Below are 13286 nucleotides of genomic sequence, written 5' to 3'. Positions count from 1 at the left end.
TGGATGGACGGACATGGAAGGGGACGGCGGCGGCCCGCAGCGGCCGCCCTGCCTCGCGGGCATCAGAGGCCCGGCAGGCGATGGCTCTTGAACTGATCGCGCAGGCGCAGCTTCTGGATCTTGCCGGTGGCGGTGTGCGGAATCTCGCTGACAAACACCACGTCGTCGGGGATCTGCCAGCTGGCGATGCGGCCCTCGAAGAAGGCCAGCAACTGCTCGCGCGTCAGCTCGGCCTCGGGCTTTTTGATCACCACCAGCAAGGGCCGCTCATCCCATTTGGGATGGGCACAGGCGATCACGGCAGCCTCGAACACGGCCGGGTGGGCCATGGCGATGTTCTCCAGTTCGATGGAGCTGATCCACTCGCCGCCCGACTTGATCACGTCCTTGCTGCGGTCGGTGATTTGCATAAAGCCGTAGTCATCGATGCTGGCCACATCGCCGGTGGGGAACCAGCCCGGCTCGCCGTCCAGGCTTTGCAGCGGCGAGCTGTGTTCGCCGTAATAGCTGTCTATCACCCAATGGCCGCGCACCAGCAGATTGCCCGTGACCTGGCCGTCCCAGGGCAGGGCCTGACCGGCATCGTCGGCAATCGCCATATCGATGCCGAACACCGCCTTGCCCTGTTTTTCAAGCAGGCGCTGCTGCGCCTCCTTGGGCAGCTGCAGCTGCTTGGCGCTGAGCTTGGACAGCGTGCCTATGGGCGAGAGCTCGGTCATGCCCCAGGCGTGGATGACCTCGACGCCATAGTCCTCTTGCAAGCTCTTCATCATGGCCGGCGGGCAGGCCGAACCGCCGATGACGGTGCGCTTGAAGCTGCTGAACTTGAGATTGTTGGCCTTCACATAATTGAGCAGGCCCAGCCACACGGTGGGCACGCCGGCGCTGAAGGTTACGCCCTCGCTCTCGAACAGCTCGTAGAGCGATTGGCCATCCAGAAACGGCCCGGGCATCACCAGCTTGCAGCCGATCAGCGCGCAGCTATAGGGCAGGCCCCAGGCGTTGACGTGGAACATGGGGACGACGGGCAGGATCACATCGCGGGCCGAGCAGTCCAGCGCGTCCGGCAGGGCCGAGGCATAGGTGTGCAGCAGCGTGGAGCGATGGCTGTAGACGGCGCCCTTGGGGTGGCCCGTCGTGCCCGAGGTGTAGCACAGCGAGCAGGCGGTGTTCTCGTCGAACTCGGGCCAGGCATAACGGCCATCCTCGGCGTCCAGCAGCTCGTCATAGCAAAGCAGGCCGGCCAGCGTGGTCTGGGCCGGCATATGGGCGCGGTCCGTCATCACGATGAAGTGCTTGATGCTGGGCAGGCCGGGGGCCAGCTTCTCCACCAGGGGCAGCAGATTGAGGTCGAAGCACAGCACCGAGTCCTGCGCGTCGTTGGCGATCCAGGCGATCTGCTCGGGAAAAAGGCGGGGGTTGATGGTGTGGCAGACCAGGCCGGAGCCCGAGCTGCCGTAATAGATTTCCAGATGCCGGTAGCCATTCCAGGCCAACGTGCCAACGCGGTCGCCGGGCTGGAGCCCCAAGCGAGCCAGGGCCTGGGCGAGTTGGCGGCTGCGCCGCTCGGCCGCCGCCCAGGTGGTGCGATGCAGATCGCCCTCGACCCGTTTGCTGACGATTTCGGTGTCCCCGGCATGCCGGGCGGCATGCTTGATCAAGGACGAAATCAGCAGCGGCATCGCCATCATCTGACCCATCAACGCCATCACCTGTCTCCTTTGCTTTGAGCCCCCGTGCGTGGCCGGAAGCCTTGTTGCCGCCGAGTCTATGCCGGCATTGATCGCCCCCATAGTCACCCGCGTTACACCTTCAGGGCAAGTCCTCTAGGGGTATTCACCGGCGCTGAGCGCCACTGTCGGCGGGTGCCAAGACCACAGCCCTGCAAGGCCGGCAGGGCCTGACTACACTGGCCCGCACTCTCCCTCAGCCCGGCCGCGAGGCCCCGACGACCATGAGCCCCAAACCCATCCAGGATCCCAGCTACGCCGTGCAGAAAAGCGACGCCGAATGGCGCGCCCAGCTCGACCCCATGCAATACCAGGTCGCCCGCCATGCCGCCACCGAGCGCGCCTTCAGCGGCAAGTACTGGGACCACTTCGAGGACGGCCGCTACCTCTGCGTGGGCTGTGGCACGCCCTTGTTCGAGGCCCAGACCAAGTTCGACGCCGGCTGCGGCTGGCCCAGCTATTACGCGCCGATCAACGGCGAGGTGGTCGAGCGGGTGGTGGACCCAAGCCATGGCATGGTGCGCGTCGAGGTGCGCTGCAACAACTGCGGCTCGCACCTGGGCCATGTCTTCCCCGACGGCCCCGAACCCACCGGCGAGCGCTTCTGCATCAACTCGGCCGCGATAGACTTCAAGCCCTCGCGCTGACCGCCCCCTGCCCTCGATGAAGCTCCTGCTCGATTTCCTACCGCTGATCCTGTTCTTCGGCACCTTCAAATACGCCGACAGCCACAAGGCCTGGGCAGCGGCCTTCGCCACCGAGCATCTGGGCTTTCTGGTCTCGGGCGGCCAGGTCGGGCTGGACGAAGGCCCGGTGCTGCTGGCCACCCTGGTGGTGATGGTCGCCACCCTGCTGCAGGCCCTGATCACCAAATTGCGCGGCAAGAAGATCGACCTGATGCTGTGGATCAGCCTGGGCCTGGTCGTCAGCCTGGGCGGCGCCACCATCTGGTTCCACAACGAGACCTTCATCAAGTGGAAGCCCACCGGCCTCTACTGGGCCATGGCCTTGGTGTTCTGGGCCGCGCAGGCCTTCTTCGGCAAAAACCTGCTGAAGTCCATGCTGGGCAAGGACCTGGACTTGCCGGCAGCGGTGTGGAAGAACCTCAACCGCGCCTGGGTGCTGTTCTTCGCCGCCATGGGCGTGCTCAATCTTTATGTGGCCTACAACTTCTCCACCGCGGACTGGGCCAATTTCAAGGTCTTTGGCGTGACCGGCCTGATCATTCTTTTCACCCTGGGCCAGGGCGTTTACCTGAGCCGCCATCTGACGCCGCCGGCCGATGAGGGCGACGACGCCCAGCCTGCCAGCACCGACTCCAAGCCCCTGCCATGAACCCAAGCCCAATCACCCCCAAGGCCTCCCTGGCCGAAATGGAAACCCGCCTGCGCCAGGCCCTGGCACCGAGCGAGCTGCGGCTGCAGGACGACAGCCACCAACATGCCGGACACGCTGGCGCGCGCGAGGGCGGGCATTACAGCCTGCTCATCGTCAGCGAACGCTTTAGCGGCCTGAACCGCGTGGCGCGCCATCGGCTCGTATATCATGCCCTCGGTGAGCTGATGCAGCAGGGCATCCACGCGCTGGCAATTGATGCCCGCGCAGCGGACGAACGCTGATTCGGCTCTTCAAAAGCGTTTGACCTTCACCGCATCCGACCCCTATCTCTGCGCCTCAGGCGCAGTTTTTTCACCTAAAGCCCATGCCCATGAAGAAGTTTGTGCTCGCCGCCTCCGTCGCGGCCCTGTCCGCTGCGCTCCTGCCCATGTCGGCCAGCGCGCAAAACGTTGCCATCGTCAATGGCAAGCCCGTGCCCAAGGCACGTGTTGAACAGCTGATCAACCAGGTGGTCAAGGGCGGCCAACAACAGCGCTCGCCCGAGCTGGAAGCCCAGGTCAAGGACGAAGTCGTGCTGCGTGAAATCTTCATGCAGGAAGCCGAGAAGCGCGGCATCCCCGCCTCCAGCGACTACAAGCTGCAGATGGAAATGGCCCGCCAAAGCCTGCTGATCCGCGAACTGTTCGCCGACTACGCCAAAAAGAACCCCGTCAGCGACGCCGATGCCAAGGCCGAGTACGACAAGTTCAAGGCCCAGAACAGCGGCCAGGAATTCCGTGCCCGCCACATCCTGGTGGAAAAGGAAGACGAAGCCATCGCCCTGATCAAGCAGATCAACGGCGGCGCCAAGTTCGAAGACCTGGCCAAGGCCAGCTCCAAGGATCCCGGCTCGGCCGTCAACGGCGGCGATCTGGACTGGGCCAATGGCAATAGCTATGTGCCCGAGTTCACCAAGGCCCTGAGCGAGCTGAAGAAGGGCGAGATGACCCAGAACCCGGTGAAGTCGCAGTTCGGCTTCCACATCATCAAGCTGGAAGACTCGCGCGAAGCGCAGTTCCCCGCCTTTGATGACGTCAAGGCCCAGATCGTGCAGCGCCTGAACCAGCAAAAGGTTGCCGGCTTCCAGCAAGAGCTGCGCGAAAAGGCCAAGACCGACTACAAGTTCTCGCGCTAACGAGAAAGCTGACCGGGGCACCCAGGAGTCTGTCGGACTTGGGAATCGCCGGCGAGAAATCGACCGCAGCGGTCCATTTTTTACCGGCTTTTTGCCCCATAGCTGAGCTATGGGGCTGCAAATCCGGCAAAAACTGGCCTCGCTGGGGCCGATTCCCGCTGTCGGCGACCCAAGCCCGACAGACTCCTGGCGCCCCGCTTCAGAACTGCCCGCACGCGGCCCGCCCCAAGCCCGACAGGCTCCTGGCCCGCGCGGGCGTTTTTGCATCTGCACCCAAGAGACTCCCGTGCCCGCCACCCGCTTCGCTCGCCGCATCCTGCCCCACCCCGATGTCTTGGCCAAGACGCCGGGCCTGCGCTGGCTGGGCAATTACCTGGGCCCGCGCCCCTGGCTGTGGGTGGCGCATCGGCGCCGGGTCGCGCTGGGCGCCGGCCTGGGCCTGGCCGTGGGGGTGATCCCCCTGCCCACGCAAATGCCCCTGGCCGCCGCCGCGGCGATTCTGTTCCGCGGCAATGTGGCGGCGGCCGTGGCCGCCACCTGGATCACCAATCCCTTCACCCTGCTGCCGATCTGGAGCCTGGCCATCTTTCTGGGCCGCCTCGTCTCGGGACACGACGGCCCCATCGCCACGCCCGAGATGCTGGCCCTGGACTGGAGCCACCCCGACACCTGGCTGCCCTCGCTCTGGCTGTGGGTGCAGGCCCTGGGCACGCCCTTGCTGATCGGCCTGCCCCTGGCCGGCCTGGTGCTGGGCAGCCTGCTTTATCTGCTGGTCTACTTCGCCTGGTGGGCCGTCATCCGCGGCGAGCGCTGGCGCCGGCTGCGCGAACGCGCGCGCCAACGAAAAACCTAGGCGGAGAGCTTTTCCTCGTCCTGCACCAGCCGGCCGGCCTCGATGCGCAGCTGGCGCTCGCAGCGCTGGGCGATTTGCGTGTCATGCGTCACCAGCACCAGGGTGGTGCCGGCCTCGCGGTTGAGCTCGAACATCAAGGCCATCACGGCGGCGCCGGTGGCGAAGTCCAGGCTGCCGGTGGGCTCGTCGGCCAGCAGCAGGGCCGGCCGCTGCACAAAGGCCCGCGCCAACGCCACCCGCTGCTGCTCGCCGCCCGACAGCACGCGCGGATAGTGGCTCAGGCGCTGAGCCAGGCCCACCCGGCCCAGCATCTGCGTGGCCAGGGTGCGCGCCTCGCGCTCGCCACGCAACTCCAGCGGCAGCATGACGTTTTCCAGCGCCGTCAGATTGGGCAGCAGCTGAAAGCTCTGGAACACAAAGCCCAGCTGGGCGCCGCGCAGAGCGGCGCGCTGGTCTTCGCTGAGGGCAAAAATGTCCTCGCCACCAAGCCTCACCGTGCCGCTGCTGGGCCTGTCCAGCCCCGCCAGAATCGCCAGCAAGGTGCTCTTGCCCGAACCCGAGGCGCCGACGATGGCGACCGACTCCTGCGCCCGCAGCGTGAAGGAGATGTCATGCAGAATGCTCAGCTCGCCGCTGGCGTCCTGCACTTTTTTGCAGATCTTGTCGACGGCGACCACCGGAACACCGGCAGCGGTATGTGTTTGGGACATGGAAAGAGACCTGATGAAGACGACAAAGGCCGAGACGCTGGGCTCGCCGGGGCGGCGCAGCCTCGCCAAGAACTTGCTGCACTTTAGCCTGTGGGCCAAGGCCCTGATGCTGCCGGGTCTTGCGCGTGCGAACAGCGCCAAGATCCTGGTGCTGGGCGACAGCCTCTCGGCCGAATACGGCCTGGCGCGTGGCACGGGCTGGGTGGCCTTGCTGACGCAAAGGCTGCAGGAACAAAAATCGTCCTACACCGTGCAGAACGCCAGCATCAGCGGCGACACCACGGCCGGCGGCCGCGCCCGCCTGCCCGCCTTGCTGAAGCAGCACCAGCCGGCCATCGTCATCATCGAGCTGGGCGGCAACGACGCCTTGCGCGGCCTGGCACTGGCCAGCACACGCGAGAATCTGCTGGCCATGACGCGTGCGGCCAAGGCGGCCGGTGCCAAGGTCTTGCTGGCCGGCATGCAGCTGCCGCCCAATTACGGCGCCAGCTACGGGCGCGAGTTCGCCGCCCTGTTCGGCGAGGTAGCCAAGGCCGAGAAGACGGCCTTGCTACCCTTTTTGCTGAGCGGTATCGCCGATCGCCCCGACGCGCTGGACTGGTTCCAGAGCGATCGCATCCACCCGCTGGCCAAAGCCCATCCGCAGATGCTTGAGAACGTCTGGGCCCGGCTCAAACCGCTGCTGAAATAAGGCGTCAGCGCTTGTCCTGCTCCGTCCCGCCTCGGCGCGGCGGGCCATTGGCCTCGCCGCGGCTCGGGCCTTGCTGCTGCTGTGCCACCGGAGCTGCGGGTGGCGGGCTGGGCGGGCGCGCCTCGGGCGCGCGCTGGGGCAGATCCATGGCACGGGCCCGCTCGGGCTGGCGCTCGATCTGACGCTCCATCGGTCGCTCCATCGGCCGCTCCATCTGCCGCTCTTGCTGGCGCTCAAACGCCGGGCTGCGAGTCGGGCCGCTGCGATCCATCGACGGCTCCATCCGCCGCTCGATGTTGCGCTCCTGATTGCGTTCTTGATTGCGCTCGGCGTTCCGTTCCCAGCTCCGCTCGCGTGAGTCGGCCGACCGCTGCGGCAGGCCGTTATTCAGCACCGGCGGCTGCTGAGCTTGTGGCTGTTGTTGTGGCTGTTGTTGTGGCTGAGGCTGAACCGCCTGGTTCTGCGGTGGGTTCTGACGTGCTTCTTGTTCCCGGTTGCCACGCCAAGGCAGATCGGCCGGGCGACCCGGGTTCGGGTTCGGATTCACGACCTGGCCCGCCTGGCTGGGCAAAGCCGCGTTGCGCACCGGCTCGGGGCCGGCGAAATCGCGTTCCCGTTCGCGTTCGCGGCGGCCGGCGTTTTCGCTGCGCCAGGGCATGCCGGCGCCGTTACCCTCGGCAAGCGGCCGGTTGGTCGTCTGCGGCGTGCTGGCCTCGTTGCCGGGCCGCTGCGGCAAAAAGCCTTGCAGCTCATTGCGGGCCGGCGCCGTGGGCAGGGCTCGCACAGGCCCCAGCTCGGCCACCGGCATGGGCCGGGCCGGGCCGCCCTGGCCAGGCAGATAACTGACGGCACCAAACACCTCGCGATTGCGATGGGGGCGCTGCACCGTCACCGGATCGCGTTCGTAATTAAGCCTGTGCTCGTAGCCCGGGCTGTGGCGATAACCCGGCACATAAACCTCACGCGGCGCCAGCGGATACCAGCCGTAGCGCGGCGGCGGGCGGCTATTGCCAATGCTCACACCCACGCTGACGCCGCCCCCCACCCAGGCCACCAAGGCCGGGGCATAGACCGGGCGCAGCACATAAGAGCCCGGCGCCCAGCACCAGCGATTGCCCCAGTGCACCCAGCGGCCGTAGTGGAAGGGCGCGAAGCCCCAGGGCGCATCGTCCACCCAGCTCCAGCCCCAGTGCACCGTCCAGGCCCAGCGGCCGTAGCGGTAAGGAGCCCAGTCGGCCAGCACGACGGTGGGAATCCAGATGGCGCCGTACTCGGGCGACTGCTCCCAGCGGCCATGGCGATCCAGGTCCTCGGCACCCGTCATCTCGGGCGACACATAACGTTGGGTCACGGTGGGCAGCCGGTCGCCCTCGGCCCGGCTTTGCGCCAGCACCCAGTCGGAAAAGCTGTCGCCCTGCAGGCGCTGCCTCTCGGCGCGCGGGCCATTGGCCCACCACAGCTCGGCCTGCTCACCGCCCTCCAGCCAGACGGGTGGCACATCGCCCCCTCGGCCAGACTCAAAGCGCAGCCGGCCCTGCAAGGCGTAGACCTTGCTGCCGCGGTCCAGCTGCTCGACCCGGTACAGGCCCTCGCGCTCGGCAAAACTCATGCCCTCGCGGGTCTGCACCTTGTACTCGGCCACGGCCTCCGGCGAGCGCAGGCGCAGGCCCAGATCACCGCGGGCCAGTTGCAGCAGCACACGGCCCTCGTCAAGTTGGGTGAATTCGAGATCGCTGCGCTCGTCCACCCACAAGCTGGTGGAGCCCACGCGCAGGCTCACGCGCGAGCGCTCATCGGTGCGCAGGCGGTCGCCCTCGGCCACGGTCTGGTTGCGCAGCAGGCGCACCCATTCCCTGCGCTCGGCGTCGAAGAGCCAGGCATCGCCCACCACCTCGGCCACCCGGCCCGCCCGCATGGGTGGATCGGCCAGGGCCGGCTTGGCCGCCAGCAGGGCCAGGCCCAGCAGCAGGCCCAGGCACAGGCGCTGGAAGAGGGTTTGTTGTCCCTGTGAATTGGCCGTCAGCGGCCAGGCGGCAGCATTTGATCGCGTCATGCTTTGCTCCTTGTCGTGGCAGCTGAACGCTTGAGCCCGCCCATCTGCCGACAGGACTTACAAACTATTTCAATCGCTTTTCCTCAATCGTCGGCCGCCGGGTCCAGTTCAGGAAACAGTACCGAGGTGTAGCCAAAGCGGCTGAAGTCCTTGACCCGCATGGGGTAGAGAACGCCTTGCAGATGGTCGCACTCGTGCTGAACCACCCGGGCATGAAAACCCTCGGCCTCGCGCTCGAAAGGCTGGCCTTCGGCATCGAAGCCGCTGTAACGCAGGCGCGCAAAACGCTCCACCACGCCGCGCAGGCCCGGCACCGACAGACAACCCTCCCAGCCCTCCTCCAGCTGATCGGACAGGGGCGTGATGACAGGGTTGATCAGGACCGTGGGCGGCACCGGCGGCGCATCGGGGTAACGCACATTGCTCTGGTAGCCAAAAATCAGCAACTGCAGATCCACACCGATCTGCGGTGCGGCCAGGCCGGCGCCGTTGGCGGCTTTCATGGTGTCGAACATATCGGCAATCAGCGCGCGCAACTCGGGCGTGCCGAAGTTGCTCACGGGCTGCGCCACCCGCAGCAGGCGCGGGTCGCCCATCTTCAAAATCTCGCGCACCGTCATCGGCTGCCTCTCATCCTTGGGTTATCGTTGTTCGCATGATTCTAGGAGTCAGCAAAGATGAATCTGGACTTTGTCGAAGACCTGGGCCATGGCATCTACGCCATCGACACCGGCTTCCAGCGCCCGCGCTTCGACGCGGCCTATCTGATGGTTGAAAAGGGCCGTGCCGCCTTCATCGACACCGGCACCAACCATGCCGTGCCGCGCCTGCTGGCGGCATTGCAGGCCCTGGGTTTGAAGCCAGACGCGGTGGACTGGGTCATCCCCACCCATGTGCATCTGGACCATGCCGGCGGCGTGGGCCTGTTGATGCAGCATCTGCCTCAAGCCCGCCTGCTGGTCCACCCACGCGGCCAACGCCATATGATCGACCCCAGCGCCCTGTGGGCCGGCGCCCTGGCCGTTTACGGCGAGGCAGAAATGCTGCGTTCCTACGGCCAGTTGCTGCCCGTCGACGAGGCGCGCACCCTGGCTAGCCGGGACGAGATGCAGATCGACTTGGGCGGCCGGCCCTTGCTGCTGCTCGACACCCCGGGCCACGCCCGCCACCACCACTGCATCTGGGATGCCCGCAGCCGCGGCTGGTTCAGCGGCGACACCTTCGGCCTCAGCTACCGCGAATTTGACAGCGAGCAAGGCCCCTGGCTGATGCCCACCAGCACGCCGGTGCAGTTCGAGCCCGAGGCGCTGCGCGCCTCCATCGCCCGCCTGCTGAGCCATGAGCCCGAGTCCATGTATCTGACGCATTACGGCCGCGTCGGCTCACCCAAGGCCTTGAGCCTGGGGCTTTTGCGCCTGCTGGAAGCCAGCGTGGCCCTGGCCCACCGGGTGGCCCGCTCGCCCGAGCGCCACGCCCTGCTCAAGCAGGGCTTGAGCACGCTCTACCTCGGCAGCCTGGAGGCCCATGGCTGCGGCGCGCGGCTGAGCCCGGAGGCGCAGCTGGAGCTGCTGCAGATGGACATCGAGCTGAATGCGCAAGGTATAGGCGTTTGGCTGGACAAATTGAAATGAAACTCCAAATTCAAATACGACCACAGAGACACAGAGACACAGAGGAATTCGGAGCTGGTTTTCTCTGTGTCTCTGTGACTCTGTGGTTGACTTTTTGTACTTGGTTTCAGGCGTCGCGGGTAGCGCGCAGCGCCATGGATAACTGATATGAGCCTGCAGCCCTTGAAAATCCTGCTGGTGGACGACCACCTGCTGCTGGCCGAGGCCCTGGCCAGCCTGATTGAGGCTCGCTTCCCCGAGGTCGAGCTGTGGCATGCGGCCAGCCTGGGCCAGGCCCTGGCCCAGCTGGACGAGGACAAGGACGAAAGCCTGGACCTGGTGCTGCTGGACCTGGGCCTGCCCGATGCCAGCGGCTTGCAAGCCCTGCAGCGCATACGCGCGCAAGCGCCCGGGCTGCGCCTGGTCGTGCTTTCGGCCGATGACAGGGCCGAGACCGTGCAGGCCGCCATCGAGCTGGGCGCCAGCGGCTTTGTGCCCAAGCAGGCCAGCAGCCAGCAGCTGCTGCAGGCCCTGGTCGAGACCTTGCAGGGCGGCATCAATCTGCCCGCCAACCTGCTGGCCACGGCCCCACCCATGGCCGGCCCGCCCGAGCTGACGCCGCGCCAGCACGATGTGCTGCAGCTGCTCTTGCAAGGCCGGTCCAACAAGCTGATCTGCCGCCAGCTGGGCCTGTCGGAGTCCTCGGTCAAGACCCATCTGGAGGCCGTCTATCGCCGCCTGGGCGTCAGCAGCCGCACCCAGGCCGTGGTGCAGGCCGCGCGCCTGGGCCTCAAGCTCAAAACGCCGGCTCAGGACGCCAGCAGGCGCTGAATAGCCGCCGCCAGCTGCTCGGCGCGGAAAGGCTTGTGCAAGACCGGCAGACCGCTGGCGGCCAGCTCGGCCAGGTCCGCGGGCGCCGTGTTGCCGGTCAGGATCAGGGCCGGCAGGCCGGCCCCGTGGGCGGCGCGCAGGGCCGCCACCACGTCCAGGCCATTGCCGCCGGGCAGGCGCATATCGCTGATGAGGAGGGCCGGTGCCGGCAGCTCGCCCCGGGCCAGCGCGGCCCGCAGATCTGCCGGGCTCTCGAACAGGCTGAGCCGCGCGCCCCAACCGCGCAGGCGCTGGGCCAGGGCCTCGCGCACGCCCGCGTCGTCCTCCACCAGGCAGATCTGGCGCTGCCGCAGATCGGGCTCGGCCGCCAGGGCTTGGGCCGGCGCCGCCGCCATGCCCGGCGCTTGCAGGGCCGCGGCCGGCAGCACAAAGCTGAAGCAGGAGCCCCGGCCCGGCACCGAGCGCAACAAAACCTCGCAACCCTGCAGCGCCGCCGCCCGCTTGACGATGGCCAGGCCCAGACCCAGGCCCTGGATGCGCTGGCGTTGCGGGTTATCCAGCTGCACAAAATCCTCGAAGACGCGGGCCTGCTGCGCCGCCGCGATGCCGGGTCCGCTGTCATGCACGGCCAGGCGCCAGCCAGCGCCTTGGCGGCGCACGGCCACCAGCACGCCGCCGCTCTCGGTATAGCGCAGGGCGTTGACGACCAGATTGCGCAGCATCTGCTCGATCAGCACCGCATCGCCCAGCACGCAGGCCGCGGGCGGCACCCGCAGGCGCAGGCGCAAGCCCTTGGCCCGCGCCGCCTCGCTCTCATGGGTGGCCACGGCCTGCACCAGAGCCTGCAAGCCCACCGGCTCGCGCCGCACGCGCAGGCCGCTGCCCTCCAGGCGCGAGAGGTCCAGCAAGCCCGCCAGCAACGACTCCATGGCCGCCACCGCCTCGTCCACCCGCGCCACCAGGCGCTGCTGGGCGGGCGACTGCAGCTGCTCGCGCAGCACGCCGATCAAGAGACCTATGGTCACCATGGGCTGGCGCAAATCATGGCTGGCGGCGGCCAGGAAGCGGCTCTTGGTGGCATTGGCCGCCTCCAGCGCCAGGGTGCGCTCGCGCACGCGCTGCTCCAGCACCAGGCCGGCGCGCTCCGACTCCTCCAGCGCCCGCACCAGGCGCCCGCCCAGCACGGCCGCGTAGCTCAGCGCCAGCAAGGGCCCGGTCCAGGGCAGCACGAACTCCCAGTGCTGGGGCAGGCGGCCGGATTGCAGCAGATAGTCAAATACCCCGCTGGCCACGAAGATCAGGCCGCTCAGGGCCAGCACCAGCAGCCGGCGCTGTGGCAGCCGGGCCGCCACCCGGCACAGCAGGCCGGCGGCCATCAGCGAGGAGAGGATGAGCAGCGGGTAGGCATAGACCCGGGCACGGTCCACGGCCAGGGCCTCGCCCCCGCTGGCCAAGCCGGCCAGGGTCGCCAGCAGCGGCGCGGCCAGCATGGGCAGCAGCCAGCGCCGCGTCATGCGGCCGGCGGTGCTGGCGGCGAACAGGCTGAACAAGGCATTGCCGCCGCACACCAGCAGATACATCAGCAGGCTGGCGCCCGGCGGCGAGGCCGCACCGGGCTCGACAAACGCGATATTGCGCAGCGACAGCAGCAGCACCAAGAGGCCGAACCAGCCCAGCGTCGCCTCGCCCCGCCGCCGCGCCCACAGCAGCAGCGCGCACAGGGCCGCGCCGCCGGCCAGGCCGTTGAGGGTGCGCGACAGATCGACCCAGATGCGCCGGTAGCGCTGGGCCTGGGCCGCCACCTCCGGCGCCGGCCCCAGCCACAGCGTGCCCAGGCCGGCGCGCGGGCCACCCTGCTCCTCGATCTCCAGCACATTCAAACCCTGGCGGGGCGCGGGCAAGGGCAGCAGCAAGGCCGTGGTGCGGGGCTGCAAGGCATCCGCCATCTCCAGGGTGTCGCTGATCAGCTGGCCGTTGAAGCGGATGCGATGGTGCAGGGGCAGGCGCGCCGACCACAGCGCCCAGGGCTGCACGCTGGCCGCTAACTCGATCTGCAAGCGGTATTGCTGACGCCCGGGCCGCGCCAGGCCGCGCCGGCCCCAGTCGTCCGGCAAGGCCTGGGGCTGCCATTGGCCGGCGGGGTTGAGCCAGTCGATGCGCTCGATGGCTTGCAGCGTGGGCGCTTCAGCCTGCAGGCGAGCGGCCAGCAGCAGCAAGACCAGGCATGCAAGAAGACGCAATACTGCGACAGACATGAAGCGAGCACCGGCCATCGACATTCCCGGAAAAATGAAGG

The 13286-nt window shown here is 67.6% G+C and carries 13 protein-coding genes; 8 read left to right on the top strand and 5 right to left on the bottom strand.

Going from position 1 to position 13286, the window contains the following annotated elements; all coding sequences use genetic code 11:
* Positions 1-62 precede the first annotated feature (62 nt).
* Positions 63-1709, bottom strand: coding sequence for a 3-(methylthio)propionyl-CoA ligase (locus tag HNP55_RS19715; RefSeq protein ID WP_184303414.1), 1647 nt, complete (start codon positions 1707-1709; stop codon positions 63-65).
* Between the two features lie 245 nt (positions 1710-1954).
* Here HNP55_RS19715 and msrB point away from each other — a divergent pair, with 245 nt between their 5' ends.
* The 5 genes from msrB to HNP55_RS19690 all read left to right on the top strand — a co-directional run bounded on the left by msrB (position 1955) and on the right by HNP55_RS19690 (position 5095).
* Entirely contained in the window at positions 1955-2377 is a 423-nt protein-coding gene (gene msrB, locus HNP55_RS19710) for a peptide-methionine (R)-S-oxide reductase MsrB (protein ID WP_184303412.1), read from the top strand.
* A gap of 16 nt (positions 2378-2393) precedes the next feature.
* Positions 2394-3065 (top strand): septation protein A, encoded by a 672-nt coding sequence (locus HNP55_RS19705; RefSeq protein WP_184303410.1) that lies wholly within the window; start codon positions 2394-2396, stop codon positions 3063-3065.
* Positions 3062-3349 carry a BolA family protein gene (locus HNP55_RS19700; RefSeq protein ID WP_184303408.1) on the top strand — a complete coding sequence of 96 codons (288 nt, stop codon included), beginning with the start codon at positions 3062-3064 and terminating at the stop codon, positions 3347-3349. Before HNP55_RS19705 ends, HNP55_RS19700 begins: the two co-directional genes overlap by 4 nt.
* Before the next feature lie 89 nt (positions 3350-3438).
* Complete coding sequence (locus HNP55_RS19695; RefSeq protein WP_184303406.1) at positions 3439-4242, top strand: peptidylprolyl isomerase; 804 nt, start codon at positions 3439-3441, stop codon at positions 4240-4242.
* A gap of 286 nt (positions 4243-4528) precedes the next feature.
* Positions 4529-5095 (top strand): DUF2062 domain-containing protein, encoded by a 567-nt coding sequence (locus HNP55_RS19690; protein WP_184303404.1) that lies wholly within the window; start codon positions 4529-4531, stop codon positions 5093-5095.
* On the opposite strand, the gene HNP55_RS19685 is transcribed toward HNP55_RS19690, so the two are convergent.
* A complete protein-coding gene (locus HNP55_RS19685; RefSeq protein ID WP_184303402.1) occupies positions 5092-5805 on the bottom strand; it encodes an ABC transporter ATP-binding protein in 714 nt (237 codons plus the stop codon). The genes HNP55_RS19690 and HNP55_RS19685 overlap by 4 nt on opposite strands.
* Before the next feature lie 106 nt (positions 5806-5911).
* On the opposite strand from HNP55_RS19685, the gene HNP55_RS19680 reads away from it, so the two are divergent.
* Positions 5912-6496, top strand: a complete 585-nt coding sequence (locus HNP55_RS19680; RefSeq protein ID WP_221439703.1) for an arylesterase — start codon at positions 5912-5914, stop codon at positions 6494-6496.
* A 4-nt stretch (positions 6497-6500) separates the two neighbouring features.
* On the opposite strand, the gene HNP55_RS19675 is transcribed toward HNP55_RS19680, so the two are convergent.
* The gene (locus HNP55_RS19675; protein ID WP_184303398.1) at positions 6501-8549 is read right to left on the bottom strand and encodes a DUF6600 domain-containing protein; all 2049 of its coding nucleotides are present in this window, start codon (positions 8547-8549) and stop codon (positions 6501-6503) included.
* Between the two features lie 83 nt (positions 8550-8632).
* Positions 8633-9169: a peptide deformylase gene (def, locus tag HNP55_RS19670; protein WP_184303396.1), complete on the bottom strand. Its 537-nt coding sequence runs from the start codon at positions 9167-9169 to the stop codon at positions 8633-8635.
* A 57-nt stretch (positions 9170-9226) separates the two neighbouring features.
* Between def and HNP55_RS19665 the strand changes: the two genes are divergently transcribed.
* Entirely contained in the window at positions 9227-10180 is a 954-nt protein-coding gene (locus HNP55_RS19665; protein ID WP_184303395.1) for an MBL fold metallo-hydrolase, read from the top strand.
* A 147-nt stretch (positions 10181-10327) separates the two neighbouring features.
* Positions 10328-10990, top strand: coding sequence for a response regulator (locus HNP55_RS19660; protein ID WP_184303393.1), 663 nt, complete (start codon positions 10328-10330; stop codon positions 10988-10990).
* Here HNP55_RS19660 and HNP55_RS19655 read toward each other — a convergent pair.
* Positions 10969-13245 (bottom strand): hybrid sensor histidine kinase/response regulator, encoded by a 2277-nt coding sequence (locus HNP55_RS19655; protein WP_184303391.1) that lies wholly within the window; start codon positions 13243-13245, stop codon positions 10969-10971. The genes HNP55_RS19660 and HNP55_RS19655 overlap by 22 nt on opposite strands.
* Positions 13246-13286 lie beyond the last annotated feature (41 nt).

Source organism: Roseateles oligotrophus, assembly GCF_014204525.1.
GTDB lineage: Bacteria > Pseudomonadota > Gammaproteobacteria > Burkholderiales > Burkholderiaceae_C > Paucibacter_A > Paucibacter_A oligotrophus_A.
This window is presented reverse-complemented; position numbering and strand designations above follow the sequence as displayed.